Origin of the sequence: Burkholderia sp. HI2714 (assembly GCF_002223085.1) — a bacterium.
GTDB classification, from domain to species: domain Bacteria; phylum Pseudomonadota; class Gammaproteobacteria; order Burkholderiales; family Burkholderiaceae; genus Burkholderia; species Burkholderia lata_D.
This window is the reverse complement of the sequence record NZ_NKFM01000018.1, coordinates 118,220-134,622: the sequence shown is the minus strand read 5'-3', so window position 1 is coordinate 134,622 and position 16,403 is coordinate 118,220. Positions and strand designations below refer to the sequence as shown.

The 16,403-nt window shown below is 68.3% G+C and carries 14 protein-coding genes; 9 read left to right on the top strand and 5 right to left on the bottom strand.

Annotated elements, in window-relative coordinates; translation table 11 throughout:
- The first annotated feature begins 114 nt into the window (after positions 1-114).
- The 4 genes from wrbA to CFB82_RS08025 are packed head-to-tail and all read left to right on the top strand — an operon-like array spanning position 115 to position 3,420.
- Positions 115-735 carry an NAD(P)H:quinone oxidoreductase gene (gene wrbA, locus CFB82_RS08040; RefSeq protein ID WP_069247794.1) on the top strand — a complete coding sequence of 207 codons (621 nt, stop codon included), beginning with the start codon at positions 115-117 and terminating at the stop codon, positions 733-735.
- Positions 732-1,124 carry a DUF2069 domain-containing protein gene (locus tag CFB82_RS08035; RefSeq protein ID WP_089483862.1) on the top strand — a complete coding sequence of 131 codons (393 nt, stop codon included), beginning with the start codon at positions 732-734 and terminating at the stop codon, positions 1,122-1,124. Before wrbA ends, CFB82_RS08035 begins: the two co-directional genes overlap by 4 nt.
- An 18-nt stretch (positions 1,125-1,142) precedes the next feature.
- A complete protein-coding gene (locus CFB82_RS08030; RefSeq protein WP_027787719.1) occupies positions 1,143-2,564 on the top strand; it encodes an FAD-binding oxidoreductase in 1,422 nt (473 codons plus the stop codon).
- Positions 2,565-2,589: 25 nt separating this feature from the next.
- Positions 2,590-3,420, top strand: coding sequence for a metallophosphoesterase (locus tag CFB82_RS08025; protein WP_089483861.1), 831 nt, complete (start codon positions 2,590-2,592; stop codon positions 3,418-3,420).
- Positions 3,421-3,480: 60 nt separating this feature from the next.
- On the opposite strand, the gene CFB82_RS43150 is transcribed toward CFB82_RS08025, so the two are convergent.
- Both CFB82_RS43150 and CFB82_RS08020 read right to left on the bottom strand, forming a co-directional pair.
- Positions 3,481-3,633, bottom strand: coding sequence for a hypothetical protein (locus CFB82_RS43150; RefSeq protein ID WP_163008969.1), 153 nt, complete (start codon positions 3,631-3,633; stop codon positions 3,481-3,483).
- 117 nt (positions 3,634-3,750) lie between these two features.
- Positions 3,751-4,692 (bottom strand): LysR family transcriptional regulator, encoded by a 942-nt coding sequence (locus CFB82_RS08020; protein ID WP_089483860.1) that lies wholly within the window; start codon positions 4,690-4,692, stop codon positions 3,751-3,753.
- Between the two features lie 157 nt (positions 4,693-4,849).
- On the opposite strand from CFB82_RS08020, the gene CFB82_RS08015 reads away from it, so the two are divergent.
- Genes CFB82_RS08015 through CFB82_RS08000 form a run of 4 tightly spaced genes read left to right on the top strand, consistent with a single transcriptional unit; the run spans position 4,850 to position 9,746 of the window.
- A complete protein-coding gene (locus CFB82_RS08015) occupies positions 4,850-6,442 on the top strand; it encodes an efflux transporter outer membrane subunit (protein ID WP_089483859.1) in 1,593 nt (530 codons plus the stop codon).
- 14 nt (positions 6,443-6,456) lie between these two features.
- On the top strand, positions 6,457-8,658 hold the full coding sequence (locus CFB82_RS08010; protein ID WP_089483858.1) for an FUSC family protein: 2,202 nt from the start codon (positions 6,457-6,459) through the stop codon (positions 8,656-8,658).
- Entirely contained in the window at positions 8,655-8,858 is a 204-nt protein-coding gene (locus tag CFB82_RS08005) for a DUF1656 domain-containing protein (RefSeq protein WP_069247787.1), read from the top strand. The genes CFB82_RS08010 and CFB82_RS08005 overlap by 4 nt, the downstream gene beginning before the upstream one ends.
- Positions 8,859-8,870: 12 nt before the next feature.
- A complete protein-coding gene (locus tag CFB82_RS08000; protein WP_011351755.1) occupies positions 8,871-9,746 on the top strand; it encodes an efflux RND transporter periplasmic adaptor subunit in 876 nt (291 codons plus the stop codon).
- Positions 9,747-9,767: 21 nt separating this feature from the next.
- Here the strand turns inward: CFB82_RS08000 and CFB82_RS07995 are convergent, their stop codons facing one another.
- Positions 9,768-11,441 carry a methyl-accepting chemotaxis protein gene (locus CFB82_RS07995; RefSeq protein WP_069247786.1) on the bottom strand — a complete coding sequence of 558 codons (1,674 nt, stop codon included), beginning with the start codon at positions 11,439-11,441 and terminating at the stop codon, positions 9,768-9,770.
- Between the two features lie 409 nt (positions 11,442-11,850).
- Between CFB82_RS07995 and CFB82_RS07990 the strand changes: the two genes are divergently transcribed.
- Entirely contained in the window at positions 11,851-13,089 is a 1,239-nt protein-coding gene (locus tag CFB82_RS07990; protein ID WP_089483857.1) for an MFS transporter, read from the top strand.
- 74 nt (positions 13,090-13,163) lie between these two features.
- On the opposite strand, the gene CFB82_RS07985 is transcribed toward CFB82_RS07990, so the two are convergent.
- Both CFB82_RS07985 and CFB82_RS07980 read right to left on the bottom strand, forming a co-directional pair.
- Positions 13,164-13,958, bottom strand: a complete 795-nt coding sequence (locus CFB82_RS07985; protein ID WP_373558765.1) for a 5'-methylthioadenosine/adenosylhomocysteine nucleosidase — start codon at positions 13,956-13,958, stop codon at positions 13,164-13,166.
- Positions 13,958-16,321, bottom strand: coding sequence for a UvrD-helicase domain-containing protein (locus CFB82_RS07980; protein ID WP_085043069.1), 2,364 nt, complete (start codon positions 16,319-16,321; stop codon positions 13,958-13,960). Before CFB82_RS07980 ends, CFB82_RS07985 begins: the two co-directional genes overlap by 1 nt.
- Positions 16,322-16,403: the final 82 nt, after the last annotated feature.

Genomic DNA, 16,403 nt, shown 5'->3' with positions numbered 1-16,403 from the left:
ACGGCGCGCCGCCGCCGCGCTGCGCGACGGCTTCAGCCCCTATAATAGCCGCTCGATTCCAGCAGGGGCCGACTGCACCGGGCACGCGCGCGGCCGCACGCGGCTCCGTAGCCCATGAAAGACATCCTCGTCCTCTATTACAGCCGTCACGGCGCCACGCGCGATCTCGCGCTCGCGATCGCGAACGGCATCGACAGCGTGCCGGGCATGCAGGCCCGCATCCGCACCGTGCCGCCCGTGTCGGCCGTCTGTGAAGCCACCGCCCCCGACATTCCCGCCGACGGGCCGCCGTACGCGGAACTGCGGGATCTCGAGGAATGCGCGGGCCTCGCGCTCGGCTCGCCGACCCGCTTCGGCAACATGGCCGCCTCGCTCAAGTATTTCCTCGACGGCACCACACCGCAATGGCTGTCGGGCGCACTGACCGGCAAGCCGGCCAGCGTGTTCACGTCGACGGGCAGCCTGCACGGCGGCCAGGAATCGACGTTGCTGTCGATGATGCTGCCGCTGCTCCATCACGGAATGATGATCGTCGGGATCCCGTACACGGAATCCGCGCTCACCACGACGCGCACCGGCGGCACGCCGTACGGCGCGTCGCACGTCGCGCAGCACGATCGCTCGGCAGCCGCCGGGCTGTCGGCGGACGAAAAGGCGCTCGCGGCCGCGCTCGGCGTGCGGCTCGCGCGCGCGGCCGCCGCCCTTTCCAGCGCCCAGGCCGCCGAGACCGCATGAACGCGCCCGCCCGCCCCGCCGTCGCGGCCCAGCCGCGCTACGCGCTGGTCGCCACCGTGTGCCTCGTCGCACTGATCGCGCTGTCGCTCGCGTGGGAGCTGTGGCTCGCGCCGCTGCGTCCGGGCGGCTCCGCGCTGATGCTCAAGGCGATCCCGCTCGCGCTCGCGCTGCCCGGCGTCTGGCGGCGTAACATCTATACGATGCAGTGGGCGAGCATGCTGATACTCGTCTATTTCGCCGAAGGCGTCGTGCGCGGCATGTCCGATCGCGGGCTGTCCGCGACGCTCGGCTGGTGCGAGACCGCGCTCGCCGTCGTCTTCTTCGTGGCGGCGCTGGCGTACGTCGCGCCGTTCAAGCGCGCGGCGAAAAAGTCGCGCGCCGCGTCCTGACCCTTACGCGACAAGGTGATGATGTCCTCCGAAGCTTTCGTTTCCGCGTGCCGCGACGCGATCGGCGCCGATCACGTGCTGACCGACCCGCACGATACCGAACCGTTCCTGACCGACTGGCGCCGCCGCTACAAGGGCGCCGCGTGCGCGGTGCTGAAGCCCGCGAACACGGCTGAAGTCGCCGCGCTCGTCAAGCTGGCCAACGCACACGGCATCGCGCTCGTGCCGCAAGGCGGCAACACGGGCCTGGCCGGCGGCGCCACGCCCGACGCGAGCGGCAGCCAGGCCGTGCTGAGCGTCGCGCGCCTGAACCGCGTGCGTGCGCTCGATCCGCACAACAACACGATCACCGTCGAAGCCGGCGTGATCCTCGCAGACGTGCAGGCGCGCGCCCGCGAAGGCGGCCGGCTGTTCGCGCTGAGCCTCGCGGCGGAAGGCAGCTGCACGATCGGCGGCAACCTGTCGACCAACGCGGGCGGCACCGCGGTGCTGCGCTACGGCAACGCGCGCGAGCTGTGTCTCGGGCTCGAGGTCGTGACGCCGCAGGGCGAGATCTGGGACGGCCTGCGCGGACTGCGCAAGGACAACACGGGCTACGACCTGCGCGACCTGTTCATCGGCGCGGAAGGCACGCTCGGGATCATCACGGCGGCCGTGATGAAACTGCATCCGCTGCCCGCGGCGCAGGTCACCGCACTCGCCGCGCTCGAATCGCCGCACGCGGCGCTCGATTTCCTCGCCCTCGCGCAGCGCGCGGCCGGGCCGCTGCTGACCGGCTTCGAGCTGATGTCGGACTTCTGCATGCAGCTCGTCGGCAAGCACTACCCGCAACTGCGCTACCCGTTCGCGCAGACACATGCGCAGACGGTGCTGCTCGAACTGTCCGACAACGAAAGCGAAGCGCATGCGCGCGCGCTGTTCGAGAAACTGATGGAAGAAGCGTTCGAGGCCGGGCTCGTGGTCGACGCGGTGGTTGCGGAGAATCTCGCGCAGTCGCGCGCGTTCTGGGATCTGCGCGAGCACATCCCGCTCGCGCAGGCCGACGAAGGGCTCAACATCAAGCACGACATCGCGGTGCCGATTTCGTCGATCGCGCGCTTCATCGACGAGACCGACGCGGCGATCCAGCAGGCCGCGCCGGGCGCGCGGATGGTCACGTTCGGCCACCTCGGCGACGGCAATCTCCACTACAACGTGCAGATGCCCGAAGGCGGCGACCCGAAAGCGTTCCTGGCCGCGTTCCAGGCGCCGATCAACCGGATCGTCTACGACAACGTGCATCGCCACCACGGCACGATCAGCGCGGAGCACGGCATCGGCCAGTTGAAGATCGACGACGCGCAGCGTTACAAGTCGCCGGTCGAAACGACGCTGATGCGCACGCTGAAGACCGCGCTCGATCCGCGCGGCCTGATGAATCCCGGCAAGGTCCTGCGCTGAAGCCGTCCACTCCGGAGCCACGCCCGTGAAAGTCCGCGTCCTGTCCGACCTGCATCTCGAAAGCAACCTGCCCGATGCGATCCCGCATGCCGACGCGGATCTCGTCGTGCTCGCCGGCGACATCCACAATCACGCGGAAGGCCTGCGCTGGGCCGCCGAAACGTTCGATCCCGCGGTGCCGGTGATCTACGTGCCGGGCAACCACGAGTATTACGACGGGGAATTCGGTGCGCTGGAGACGGCGATGCGCGATGCGGCGCAGGCGCTCGACAACGTGCATTACCTGAACAACGACGTCTACGTCGATCCCGAGCAGCGCTTCCGCGTGCTCGGCACGACGCTCTGGGCCGATTTTTCGCTGTTCGGCAGCGACGAAGCCAGCGTCGCCGGTTCGATCGAGGCCGGGCTGCGCGTGATGCTCGATTTCAAGGGATTGATCCAGGTGACGTGGCCGCACGACGCGGCACTGCATGCGGCGCCGGGCACGCAAGAGCGGGATTTCTCACCGGCGGACGCGATCGCGCTGCATCGACGCAGCCGCGCGTGGCTCGAAGCGCAGCTCGCCACACCGTTCGCGGGCCAGACGATCGTCGTGACCCACCATGCGCCGCACCGGCGCTCGCTGGCGGAACGCTACGCGGAAGATCTTGCGTCGGCGGGATTCGTGACAGACATGGCGGAACTCGTGCAGCCGCCGGTCAATCTGTGGCTCCACGGCCACACGCATACGTCATTCGACTATGTGGCGGACGGCGGCACACGCGTGGTGTGCAACCCGCGCGGCTACATCCACCGGCGCACCGGTGAACTGGAAAATACCGCGTTCGCGTGGGACAAGGTCGTCGAGCTCGGCTGAACGCCGAGCCCGCGCGGCCGCGTTGCACGGCCTTTTTCGACCCGGAGCGTGACGGCCGGATCAGCGGCCGGGGCGGCGTTGCTCGCGCACTCGCACCGGTACCGGCTTCATCTGCGCCTTCGCCTTCATCGCGCGCAGCAGGTCGCGGGTCGCCGCGGCGGCCGCGGCCGCGCCCAGCAGGACTCCAAGGCCGATCATCAGGTGCGTATCCATTGCTACTCCGGGGTTGCGTATCTCGTTAATTCCCACAGTATCAAACTGTCTGACACGCGTTCGTAAAAAAATGTTGCGTGAAGGACAAATCTCGTCAGATTGCGGTCAACCGCGCTGTCATGTCGCACGCGTGTACGGCTCGAGCGCGGCTTCGTCGGCTGCGAGCGTGGCCGGCAGTTCGTCGCGCAGGAAATCGACCCAGGTGCGAATTTTCGCGTCGAGGTACTGGCGCGACGGATACAGCGCGTAGATGTTCATCACGTGCGACCGGTAATCGGGCATCACACGCACGATGTGCCCGCTGCGCAACCAGCCGATCGCCGAATAGAGCGGCAGACCGCCGATCCCCATCCCTTCCCGCACGGCCACCGCGAGCGCCTCGGCGACGTTTACACGAAACGGCGGCGCCGTGATCGGGACGACCTCGTCGCCGTTCGGCCCCGCCAGCGCCCATTCGTCGAACTGGAAGCCCGGCGCGATCATCCCGAGACAGACGTGCTGGGCGAGATCCGCCGGCCGCTGCGGCACGCCGTGCTCCTCGACGTAGCCGCGCGACGCGCACACCACGCTGTAGCTCTCGCCGAGCCGCTGCGACACGAGCCCCGAATCCGGCAGGTCGCGGCCGACGACGATCGCGACGTCATACCCCTCGTCGAGCAGGTCCGGCATCCGCTGCGCGAGGGTCAGCTCGACGTGCACGTCCGGGTAGCGCTCGCGATAACGCGCGATGGCCGGCACCAGATAGTGCTGGCCGAGGCTCGTGAAGCAATGCACCTTCAGCTTGCCCGACGGGCGCGCATGTGCGTCGCCCGCCTCGGCTTCGGCCTGGTCGACATACGCGAGGATCTGCTCGCAGCGCTGCAGATAACGCTCGCCGGCTTCGGTCAGCGCGATCCGGCGCGTCGTGCGGTTCAGGAGACGCGTGCGCAGGTGCGCCTCGAGATCCGAGACCGCGCGCGACGCGTAGGCGGTAGTCGAATTCATCTGCTGGGCGGCCGCGGTAAAGCTTCCCGCGTCGACCACGCGGACGAATACCCGCATGTTTTGTAACGTATCCATCCCATTACCCATTTGAATCCGGACGGATTGTTGCACAGAGGCGAACAAGTATTGTCTCAGGATTCGTAAAAATGACTTGCACCCTTGTCCATTTATTCAGGAATCACTGAAAAATATAATCGCATCCGACTCATCTATATCCGAAAGGGAGAAAATCGTGCAGTCTCCGGCGACAAAAGGGACGCTCGCACTGGCGGTTCTTGCAGTCTCATTAATAATGGCCGGATGCGCGAGCATGGGCGACAACAAGCCGCAGTCGGCCCGCATCGAGGCGAACGCGCTCGATGCCGGCGCCGCGATCCGTGCGGCCGACCGTGACGCGGGCTGGCCCGCAGCCGACTGGTGGCGCGCCTACCGCGATCCGCAACTCGACGCCTGGATCGCCAACGCCCAGGCCGGCAACCCGACGCTCGCGGCCGCCGAGGCACGGGTGCGCGAAGCGCAGGCAATGGCACGCGTGGCCCGTTCGGCCGAGTTGCCGCAGATCAACGGCAACCTGTCGCTGATGCGTCAGCACTGGCCGGACAACGTGTACTACGGCCCCGGCCCGCTCGCGAACGCCGATACCTGGAACAACACCGGCACGCTCGGCCTGTCGTACCACCTCGACCTGTGGGGCAAGGACAAGAACGCGACCGAGCGCGCGCTCGACACCGCGCATGCGACCGCCGCCGACGCACGTGCGGCCAAGCTCGAGCTCGAAGTCAACGTCGTGCGCGCGTACGTCGGCATGTCGATGAACTATGCGTTGCTCGACCTCGCGCACGAAACGTTCGAACGCCAGCGCTCGCTCGCCGATCTGGCGCGCAAGCGGCTGCAGGCCGGCCTCGGCACGCAGCTCGAAGTGAGCCAGGCGGAATCGACGCTGCCCGATTATGAGCGCCAGATCGACAGCTACGAGGAAGCAATCCAGCTCGCGCGGCACCAGCTCGCCGCACTGGCCGGCAAGGGCCCGGGCGCAGGCGATGCGATCAAGCGGCCAAAGCTGTCGCTCGACGCACCGGCCGGCCTGCCGTCGGCGATGCCGGCCGACCTGCTCGGCCGCCGCCCCGACGTCGTCGCGGCGCGCTGGACGGTCGACGCGCAGGCGCGCGGCATCGATGTCGCAAAAGCGTCGTTCTACCCGAACATCGACCTGCTCGCGACGGTCGGCGGCTTCGGCGTGACCGCGCCGTTCACCGACTTCCTGCGCGCGATGAACGGCGGCTGGACGGCCGGCCCCGCGCTGTCGCTGCCGATCTTCGAAGGCGGCCGGCTGCGTGCGCAACTCGGCGCCGCGAATGCCGGCTACGACCAGGCGGTCGAGCGCTACAACCAGACGATCGTCGGCGCGCTCAAGGACATCGCCGACCAGGTCGTGCGGATCCGTTCGCTCGATACGCAGAAAAAGGACGCCGCACGCTCGGTGGCCGCCAACGACCGCAGCTACCAGCTGTCGCGCGAAGGCTTCCGCCGCGGGCTGACCGACTACGTGAACGTGCTGGTCGCGCAGCAGCAGTTGCTGCGCGCGCAGGAGACGGCCGCCCGCATCGATGCGGAACGCCTCGCCGCACACGCGCAGTTGATGGCCGCGCTCGGCGGTGGCGTCGAGACGGGTATGGACGTTCAGGGCGGCGATCCGTCGCACGACGAATCCGCCGCGGGCGCAGCCGCGCCTGCCGCCGCGTCGGGCGCGAAGCCCGTGGCAGCCGTCGCCCGGCGCGCGCAGGTGGCCGCCGCCGGCGCGTCCGGCGTGCCGGCCGCACGGTAACGCGGAGCGACGCCATGTCAGCCTCCTCTCCCGCCTCCACGCCCGCCGGCGGCCCGTTCGCGGCCTGGGCCGCCGCGTTCGGCGACTGGGCCCGCACCGACGGCGCCGCGTGGCTCTACCTGTTCAAGGCGCTGCTCGCGACCTTCATCGCGCTCGGCGTGTCGATGCGGCTCGACCTGCCGGCACCGAAGACGGCGATGACGACCGTCTTCATCGTGATGCAGCCGCAAAGCGGCGCCGTGCTCGCGAAGAGCTTCTACCGGGTCGCCGGAACGATCTTCGGGCTCATCGCGACGCTCACGTTCGTCGGGCTGTTCCCGCAGCAGCCGCAGCTGTTCCTGCTGGCGATCGCCATCTGGATCGCACTGTGCACCGCAGGCGCCGCGCGCAATCGCAACTTCCGCAGCTACGGCTTCCTGCTCGCCGGCTATACGACCGCGCTGATCGGCCTGCCCGCGTCGCAGCACCCGGACGGGGCATTCATGAGCGCGATGACGCGCGTGTCCGAAGTCATCATCGGGATCGTGTCGGCCGGCGTCGTCAGCGCGCTCGTGTTTCCGCAGTACACGGGCGAACAGATGCGCACGACGGTGCGCAAGCGCTTCGGCAGCTTCGTGGACTACGTTGCGTCGGCGCTGTCGGGCCAGCTCGACCGCGCGCACATCGAGACCATCCACACGCGCTTCGTCGCCGACGTGGTCGGCTTCGAGGCCGCGCGCAGCATGGCCGTATTCGAGAATCCGGACACGCGCATGCGCAGCGGCCGGCTCGCGCGCCTGAACAGCGAGTTCATGAGCGCATCGAGCCGCTTTCACGCGCTGCATCAGTTGATGAACCGGCTGCACGCGGCCGGTGCGCAGGCCGCGATCGATGCGATCGAACCGTATTTTCGCGAAATCGCGCCGCTGCTCACGCGCCATGGCGAACCCGTGCGCACGTCGATCGACGCCGCGCACTCGGCCGAGCAACTGCTCGCGTGGCGCGACGCGCTGCCGCGCCGCATCCGCGCGACGCGCGCGGAACTCGAAACGCAGCCCGATTTCCCGCTGCTCGACTTCGACACGGCCGCCGAGCTGCTGTACCGCTTCATCACCGACCTGCAGGAATACGCGGCGACCTACGCATCGCTCGCGACCGCGACGCACGAGCGCGAACGCTGGATCGAGCGCTACGAGCCGCGCACCAACCGGACGGCCGCCACGATCGCGGGGATCCGCACCGCGACGGTGATTCTCGCGCTGGGCTGGTTCTGGATCGAGACCGCGTGGCCGAGCGGCGTGATGCTGGTGCTGAACGCCGCGGCGACCTGCGCGCTCGCGTCGTCGGCACCGCGCCCGACCGCGATGGCCGCCCAGATGGGGGTGGGCACGGCGCTGGCCGTTTGTACCGGCTTCCTGCTGATGTTCGGCATCTACCCGCGGATCGACGGCTTCTGGCTGCTGTGCGCGGCGCTCACGCCGCTGCTCGCGATCGGCATCTACATGACGCTGAAGCCGAAGCTCGCGGGCTACGGGATGGGCTACCTGATCTTCTTCTGCTTCCTCGCCGGCCCGGACAGCATCACGCACTACGATCCGATGAGCTTCATGAACGACGCGCTCGCGCTGCTGCTGTCGATGCTGGTATCGGCGATCGCGTTCGCCGTGCTGTTCCCGCCGACCGCGCCGTGGCTCAAGAAACGCCTGTTCGCGGACCTGCGTCACCAGGCCGTCGCGGCCTGCCATGCGCGGCTCGCCGGATTGCGCACGCGCTTCGAGAGCGGCGCGCGCGACCTGATGTACCAGGCGCACACGCTGTCGGCCGACCAGCCCGACGTGCAGCGCGACGCGCTGCGCTGGATGTTCGCCGTGCTCGAAACCGGCAACGCGGCCATCGACCTGCGCCTCGAGCTGGCCACGCTGCCGTCCGATCCGCGCTATGCGCCGGCGACGCCGTGGCGACGTGCGATCGAGACGATGCGCGCCGCGCTGTCGTCGCTGTTCGCCCGGCCGGACGCCGAACGCTTCGACGCAACGCTCGCCGCGGTCAACGATGCGATCGACGCGACCCGGCAGACGCTCGACGCGTTCACGCCGACGCGCGAGGAGCGCCACCGGCTGCAGCGCATCCTGAGCCACCTGCATTTCGTGCGCACGGCCCTGCTCGATCCCGAATCGCCGCTCGCCGCGCTCAACCGCAACCGCCCCGTGCGTCCCCAACCAGGAGCCTCGTCATGATGCCGCGTGAAATCGCCATTCTCGATGCCTACATGCCCACGGTGGTGCTGATGTTCGTCGTCGGCGCGCTCGCGACCTGGGCCGTCGACCGCCTGCTCGCCTACACGGGCCTCTACCGCCTCGTCTGGCACCCGTCGCTGTTCCGGGCCTGCCTTCTCGTCTGCATTTGCGGCGGACTGAGTCTTGCCGTTTACCGTTGATTCCGAACCATCATGATTCTCAGAAAACTCTTCGGCTTCGTCGCGACCGCCGTCATTCTTCTCGTCGCGATCCTGATCGGGCGCTCGCTGTGGGTGCACTACATGGATGATCCGTGGACGCGCGACGGGCGCGTGCGCGCCGAGATCGTCAACGTCGCGCCGGACGTGTCGGGCGCGATCGTCGAGCTGCCCGTGCATGACAACCAGCTCGTCAAGAAAGGCGACCTGATCATGCAGATCGACCCGTCGCACTACCAGATCGCGGTCGAGCAGGCGCAGGCGGCCGTCGCCGCCCGTCGCGCGGAACTGCAGATGCGCCGCGACGACGCGGCCCGCCGCGCGGATCTCGATGCGCTCGTCGTGTCGAAGGAAAACCGCGAGAACGCGGCACACAGCGCGTCGAGCGCCGATGCGCAGTACCAGCAGGCGATCGCCGCGCTCGATGCCGCGAAGCTCAACCTCGAGCGCACGCGTGTCGTCGCGCCGGTCGACGGCTACATCACGAACCTGCAGACGTTCAAGGGCAACTACGCGGTGGCCGGCCAGGCGAAGCTCGCGATCGTCGACAGCCATTCGTTCTGGGTCTACGGCTACTTCGAGGAAACCAAGCTGCCGCGCGTGAAGATCGGCGCGCCGGCCGAGATGCGGCTCATGAGCGGCGGCGTGATGAAGGGCCACGTCGAGAGCATCTCGCGCGGCATCTACGACCGCGACAACCCGCAGAGCCGCGATCTCGTCGCGGACGTGAACCCGACCTTCAACTGGGTGCGCCTTGCGCAGCGCGTGCCGGTGCGCATCAAGATCGACGACGTGCCGGCCGACGTGGTGCTGTCGGCGGGCACGACCTGCACGGTCATCATCGATCCGGACAAGCAGAAGAAGTCGTAAGCGCCGGATGACCGGGCGTGCTTACGCGGCGATGCGGAAACGCCCGACCAGCGACTTCAGCGCCTGAGCCTGCTCGTCGAGCGCATTCGCGGCCGCGGCCGCCTGTTCGACGAGCGCCGCGTTCTGCTGCGTGCCGGCATCCATCTGCGTGACCGCACGGCCAATCTCCTCGATGCCGGCGCTCTGCTCGTCGGATGCCGCCGAAATCTCGCCGATGATGTCGGTCACGCGCTTCACCGCCCGCACGACGTCGCCCATCGTGCGGCCCGCATCGTGCGCGAGCGTCGCGCCGTTCGCGACGCGTTCGACCGATGCACCGATCAACTCGCGGATCTCCTTCGCCGCGGTCGCCGAACGCTGCGCGAGCAACCGCACCTCTCCAGCGACCACCGAGAAGCCTCGCCCCTGCTCGCCGGCGCGCGCGGCTTCGACCGCCGCATTCAACGCGAGAATGTTGGTCTGGAACGCGATCCCCTCGATCGTGCCGATGATGTCGCGGATGTTCTTCGCGCTGTCGTCGATCTCGCTCATCGTCGCCACCACACGCCCCACGACTTCCCCGCCCGTCTCCGCGACGGCCGATGCGTTGGCCGCGAGCGCGCTCGCCTGCCGCGCGTTCTCGGCGTTCTGGCGTACGGTCGACGTGAGCTGCTCCATGCTGGCCGCGGTGCGTTCGAGCGCGACGGCCTGCTGCTCGGTGCGCTTCGACAGATCGAGGTTGCCGGTGGAGATCTCGCCCGACGCCGCCGCGATCGCCTCGGCGCTGACGGCGATCTCGCCGACCGTCGCCGCGAGCCCCGTCTGCATCTCGGCCAGGGCACGCACCATGCTGTCGCGGTCGTGTCGGCCCAGCGTGATCGGTCGCGTCAGGTCGCCGCGCGCGATGTCCGCGGCGATCGCCTTCGCGTGCGCGGGCTCGCCGCCGAGCTGCGACGCGAGACGGCGCACGACGCGCTCGGCGATCACGATCGCGAGCACGATCAGCGCAACCGTCATCGCCGCGATCATCGCGAACGACGACGAGAAAATGGTGGCGGACGCATCGAGCGTCGCCTTCGACTTCGCCCCGCGCGTCTTCACGAGTTCGGCGACGAGTTTCTCGAGCTTGCCGGTTTCGACCAGCAGCGACACGTCCTGCGTGCCGACCTGCCAGTTCATCTGCGACAGGTCGAGCGGCTGCGCACGCACGAGTTCGACGAAATCGCGCAGATGCGCGCTCCACGTACCGACCGCCGTCGAGAAGGCACGCAGCCGCGCCGAATCGTCGGCGTCGGCCGGATCCGCGTAGCGCTGCAGCGTGCCGAGCGCCTGGCCGATCGACGCGAGCCCCGCGCCCACGTCGGCGCCCAGTTCGTCGCGCTCCTTCGCGGTGGTCGCAGTCAGCAGCATCTTCTGGGCACGGCTCGCGCGCAGCACTTCGGCCCGGACCTCCTCGGCCGCGCGGCTCGCGACGTGGCCCTGCTCGTAGACCGACGAGATCGACGCATTCAGCCGGCTGATCTGCCAGAGCGAAAACATGCCGATCGCCAGCGTGCCGGCGAGCAGGATCGCGAATGCGGCGCGCAACGTCGCCTTGACGGTCCACGGCCGGCGCTCGCGACGCGCCGCGCGCAGGCGCCGTGCGGCGCGACCGGCGGCAACGTCGGGTGCGGCAGCCGCCGCACCGGGCTGTGGATGCAAAGATGCTGCTTTCATCGAACTATCCCCATATTGATCACGCAGCCGGAAAGGTCGGTCCCGGCGTTCCCGCGATGGCTGGCCTTGCCGCGCGTCCTGCGCCCGCACCCGCGGATAGCCGGTGCCGGGCGCGGCGCGCCTGTTGTCATTGGGTCGTTCTACGGCCGCCACCGCCGTTTCTTGAGTCCGGGAAACCACGCACCGGCCCCGGGCGCGCCCGCCATCTGACCGGCAGGCGCGCCGCCAGCGTTATACCCGGTCAAAAAAACGCGCACCCGGCGATCCATCAGATGAATGTCCGATTCACGATAAAAGTTGTCCTGACATTCTCGATACGCCACATTACACTTCTTTGACGCAGCAACGATTCAAGACGCGCCGATCCCCAGCAGAGCGCGCCCGCCACCTCAACTCGTTCAGCTCTCACATGGAAACCAGCCTCGACACCGGCTCCGCCGGCGCAGCCGCCGCCCAGCCATCCACGCCCGCCGTCGCCCGCACCGTCTACCCGGTGCTCGGCGCGATCAGCTTCTCGCACATGCTCAACGACATGATCCAGTCGTTGATCCTCGCGATCTATCCGATGCTCAAGAGCCAGTTCGCGCTGTCGTTCGCGCAGATCGGCCTGATCACGCTGACCTACCAGATCACCGCGTCGCTGCTGCAGCCGCTCATCGGCCTCTATACCGACAAGCGTCCGAAACCGTATTCGCTGCCGGTCGGCATGGGCTTCACGCTCGCGGGGCTGCTGCTGATGTCGGTCGCGACGAGTTTCCCGATGCTGCTGGTGGCCGCCGCGCTCGTCGGCTGCGGCTCGTCGGTGTTCCATCCCGAATCGTCGCGCGTCGCGCGGATGGCGTCGGGCGGCCAGCACGGGCTCGCGCAGTCGGTGTTCCAGGTTGGCGGCAATGCGGGTTCCGCGCTCGGGCCGCTGCTGGCCGCACTCGTGATCATTCCGCACGGCCAGCACAGCATCGCGTGGTTCTCGGCGGCCGCGCTCGTCGCGATGATCGTGCTCACGCAGATCGGCCACTGGTACAAGAAGCATCCGTCGATGAAGAAGAAGGCCGCGGCGGCCGGCCACCCGACGCTGTCGCGCGGCCGCGTGATGGGCGCGATCGGCGTGCTGGTGCTGCTCGTGTTCTCGAAGTATTTCTACCTCGCGAGCATCAACAGCTATTTCACGTTCTACCTGATCGACAAGTTCCACCTGTCGGTACAGGCCGCGCAGATCCACCTGTTCGTGTTCCTCGCGGCCGTGGCGGCCGGCACGCTGATCGGCGGGCCCGTCGGCGACCGGATCGGCCGCAAGTACGTAATCTGGGTGTCGATCCTCGGCGTCGCGCCGTTCACGATGCTGCTGCCGTACGCGAACCTGTTCTGGACGAGCGTGCTGACCGTGATCATCGGCATCGTGCTGGCATCGGCGTTCGCTGCGATCCTCGTCTACGCGACGGAACTGATGCCCGGCAAGGTCGGGATGGTCGCGGGCCTGTTCTTCGGCTTCGCGTTCGGCCTGGGCGGCGTCGGCGCGGCCGTGCTTGGCCAGCTCGCCGACGCGACGAGCATCCCGTTCGTCTACAAGGTGTGCTCGTTCCTGCCGCTGATCGGCGTGCTGACGGTGTTCCTGCCGAACCTCGAAAGCAGCCGGCGCAAGCGGGCGTGACGAACCGGCCGCGGCGTGCGCGCCGCGGCCGGTCGAACGGCTCGAATGAAGGAAAGAAGAAAACGGCGGCGGCGTCAGGCCGCCGTCGTCGCATGCAGCGTCAGGAAACGCTTGAGGATGCCGGACGAATAGCTGCTCGCGATCGCCGACAGGAAGTGCGAGAACGACTGCGTCGCGTGATCGTCGGCCGTATCGGAGATCGTGCGCACGAGCGCGAACGGCACGTCGTGCTCCGCACAGACCTGCGCAATCGCGGCGCCTTCCATCTCGACCGCAAGCGCATCCGGCAGCGCATCGCGCAGCGCGATGACCTCGCGCTCGCTCGACACGAAGCGGTCGCCGCTGATGATGAGCCCCGCATGCAGCGTCGCACCGGCCAGGCCGAAGCGCGCGGCGAATTGCGCGCCCTCTTCCTCGACGAACTGCGTGCACGCCGCCCGCAGGCTCGCGGTCAGCGCCGTGTCGGTAGCGAAACGCGTGATGCCGAGCAGCGGCACCTCGTAGCGCGGAAAGAGCGGCGACGCATCGAGATCGTGCTGCAGCAGCATATCGGCCACGACGACATCGCCGACCCGCACCGTGCGCGACACGCCGCCCGCCACGCCGGTGAACACGACGCCCGCCACGCCGAACACGTGGATCAGCGCGCTGACCGTCGCGGCGGCCGCAACCTTGCCGACCCGTGCGAGCGTCACGACGCAGGCCGCGCCGTGCACGGTGCCGACGTGATAATCGCGACGGCCGAGCGTGACCGTCTTCATCGCGCCGTCGGCGCGCATCGCGGCGATCAGGTCGCCGAGTTCCTCGGGCAGCGCGGCCAGAATGCCGAGCGGACGGGCCGCAAGCGTCACATCCATGTCGACGCCCATCATTCCACCGCCTGCAGTTTCGCGACCGCGAGCGCGAGCCACTTCTCGCCGTGCCGCTTGAATTTCACCTGCGCCTTCGCATCGGTGCCGTTGCCTTCGAGCGCGGTGACCGTGCCTTCGCCGAACTTGGTGTGGAACACCTGCTGCCCTACCCGGAAGCCGGCATCGGCGGCGCGCTGCTTGTCCGCGAACGCGGGCAGCGGCGCGGATACGGCCGGGTCGACGATCTGCTCGCGACTGCCGCCGCCCGGCCGCGCGAACCAGTCGCGACCGTACCCGGCGTTGTCCGACCGGCCGCCCCAGCGCGAACCGGCCTCGACCTTCGGCGTCAGCCACTTCAACACGTGCTCGGGCAGTTCGTCGAAGAAGCGCGAGCGCACGTTGTAGCGCGTCTGGCCGTGCAGCATCCGGCTCTGCGCGAACGACAGGTAGAGCCGCTCCTTCGCGCGCGTGATCGCGACGTACATCAACCGGCGCTCTTCCTCGAGGCCGTCCGATTCGAGCACGCTGTTCTCGTGCGGGAACAGCCCTTCCTCGAGGCCCGTGATGAACACGGCCGAAAATTCGAGCCCCTTCGCCGCGTGCACCGTCATCAGCTGCACGGCGTCCTGCCCGGCCTGCGCCTGGTTGTCGCCGGCCTCCAGCGACGCATGCGACAGGAAGCCGGCGAGCGGCGTCATCGTGTCGGGGTTCTGTGCCGGGTCGGCGGGCGATACCGGATCGAGCACGTCGACCGCCGGATCGTCCGTCGCGGTGCCGAGCTCGGGCGCCGCGATCGCGCCCGCGCGCAGCGGGATCGAACGCGCCGGCGTGTCGAGCCCGTAGCCTTCCTCGGCGATGAACGCGGTGGCCGCGTTCACGAGTTCCTGCAAGTTCTCGAGACGGTCCTGGCCTTCGCGCTCGCCCTGGTAGAAATCGGCAAGGCCGCTGGCGCGCACGATGTGCTCGACGGTGTCGGGCAGGTTCATGTGCTGCGTGTCCGCGCGCATCTTCGCGACCAGGTTCGCGAACCCGCCGAGGCTCGTGCCGGCCTTGCCCGTCACGTACGGGATCGCGGCGGCCATCGAGCAGCCGTACAGGCGCGCGGCGTCGGCCAGCTGCTCGATCGAGCGCGCGCCGATGCCGCGGGTCGGGAAGTTCACGACGCGCACGAACGCGGTGTCGTCGTTCGGGTTGTCGATCAGGCGCAGGTAAGCGAGCGCATGCTTCACTTCCTGGCGCTCGAAGAAGCGCAGGCCGCCGTACACGCGGTACGGGATGCCCGACGACATCAGCGTGTGCTCGATCGAGCGCGACTGCGCGTTGCTGCGGTACAGGACGGCCACTTCGCTGCGTGCCATCCCGGTGTTGATCAGCGAGCGGATCTCCTCGACGATCCAGCCGGCTTCCTGCGAATCGGTGCTCGCCTCGTACACGCGCACGGGCTCGCCGTGGCCCGCGTCGGTGCGCAGGTTCTTGCCGAGGCGGTGCGCGTTGTTCGAGATCAGCTGGTTCGCCGCGTCGAGGATGTTGCCGTGCGACCGGTAGTTCTGCTCGAGCTTGATCAGGTTGCGCACGCGGAATTCGTCTTCGAAGTCGCGCATGTTGCCGACGTTCGCGCCGCGGAACGCATAGATCGACTGGTCGTCGTCGCCGACCGCGAAGATCGCGTTCTCGCCGCCCGCGAGCATCTTGAGCCACGCGTACTGCAGCTTGTTGGTGTCCTGGAACTCGTCGACGAGGATGTGCCGGAAGCGCGCCTGATAGTGCGCGCGCAGCGGCGCGTTGTACGCGAGCAGTTCGTAGCAGCGCAGCAGCAGCTCGGGGAAATCGACGACGCCCTCGCGCTGGCACTGCTGGTCGTACGCCTGGTACAGCTCGACGAACTTGCGGTTGAAGTTGTCGGACGCGTCGACCTTGTCGGGACGCAGCCCCTGCTCCTTCGCGTTGTTGATGAAGTACTGGACGTTCTTCGGCGGGTACTTTTCATCATCGACGTTCGCCGCCTTCATCAGCCGCTTGATCGCGGACAGCTGGTCGGCCGTATCGAGGATCTGGAAGGTCTGCGGCAGGCCGGCGTCGCGCCAGTGCGTGCGCAGCATCCGGTTGCACAGGCCGTGGAACGTGCCGATCCACATCCCGCGCGTGTCGATCGGCATCATCGCCGACAGGCGCGCCATCATCTCGCGCGCGGCCTTGTTGGTAAAGGTCACGGCGAGCACGGTGGGCGGCGATGCGTAGCCCTGCTGGATCAGCCACGCGATGCGGGTGATCAGCACGCGGGTCTTGCCGCTGCCCGCCCCTGCAAGGATCAGCGCCGGTTCGTTCGGCAACGTGACGGCGGCGAGTTGTTCGGGGTTCAGATTGGCGAGCAGGTCGGGCATGGAGCGGCAGCGGACGGGCGAGAAAAATGCGGACCCGACATTATAAGTCGGCCGCGCGATGCTGTTCCCGATCCGTTCGACG

What these genes read in the sequence shown, in the direction of transcription:
- wrbA (WP_069247794.1), top strand. Translation starts at nt 115, where the DNA reads ATGAAAGACATCCTCGTCCTCTATTACAGCCGTCACGGCGCCACGCGC.
- CFB82_RS08035 (WP_089483862.1), top strand. Translation starts at nt 732, where the DNA reads ATGAACGCGCCCGCCCGCCCCGCCGTCGCGGCCCAGCCGCGCTACGCG.
- CFB82_RS08030 (WP_027787719.1), top strand. Translation starts at nt 1,143, where the DNA reads ATGATGTCCTCCGAAGCTTTCGTTTCCGCGTGCCGCGACGCGATCGGC.
- CFB82_RS43150 (WP_163008969.1), bottom strand. Translation starts at nt 3,633, where the DNA reads ATGGATACGCACCTGATGATCGGCCTTGGAGTCCTGCTGGGCGCGGCC.
- CFB82_RS08020 (WP_089483860.1), bottom strand. Translation starts at nt 4,692, where the DNA reads ATGGATACGTTACAAAACATGCGGGTATTCGTCCGCGTGGTCGACGCG.
- CFB82_RS08010 (WP_089483858.1), top strand. Translation starts at nt 6,457, where the DNA reads ATGTCAGCCTCCTCTCCCGCCTCCACGCCCGCCGGCGGCCCGTTCGCG.
- CFB82_RS08005 (WP_069247787.1), top strand. Translation starts at nt 8,655, where the DNA reads ATGATGCCGCGTGAAATCGCCATTCTCGATGCCTACATGCCCACGGTG.
- CFB82_RS08000 (WP_011351755.1), top strand. Translation starts at nt 8,871, where the DNA reads ATGATTCTCAGAAAACTCTTCGGCTTCGTCGCGACCGCCGTCATTCTT.
- CFB82_RS07995 (WP_069247786.1), bottom strand. Translation starts at nt 11,441, where the DNA reads ATGAAAGCAGCATCTTTGCATCCACAGCCCGGTGCGGCGGCTGCCGCA.
- CFB82_RS07990 (WP_089483857.1), top strand. Translation starts at nt 11,851, where the DNA reads ATGGAAACCAGCCTCGACACCGGCTCCGCCGGCGCAGCCGCCGCCCAG.
- CFB82_RS07985 (WP_373558765.1), bottom strand. Translation starts at nt 13,958, where the DNA reads ATGGGCGTCGACATGGATGTGACGCTTGCGGCCCGTCCGCTCGGCATT.
- CFB82_RS07980 (WP_085043069.1), bottom strand. Translation starts at nt 16,321, where the DNA reads ATGCCCGACCTGCTCGCCAATCTGAACCCCGAACAACTCGCCGCCGTC.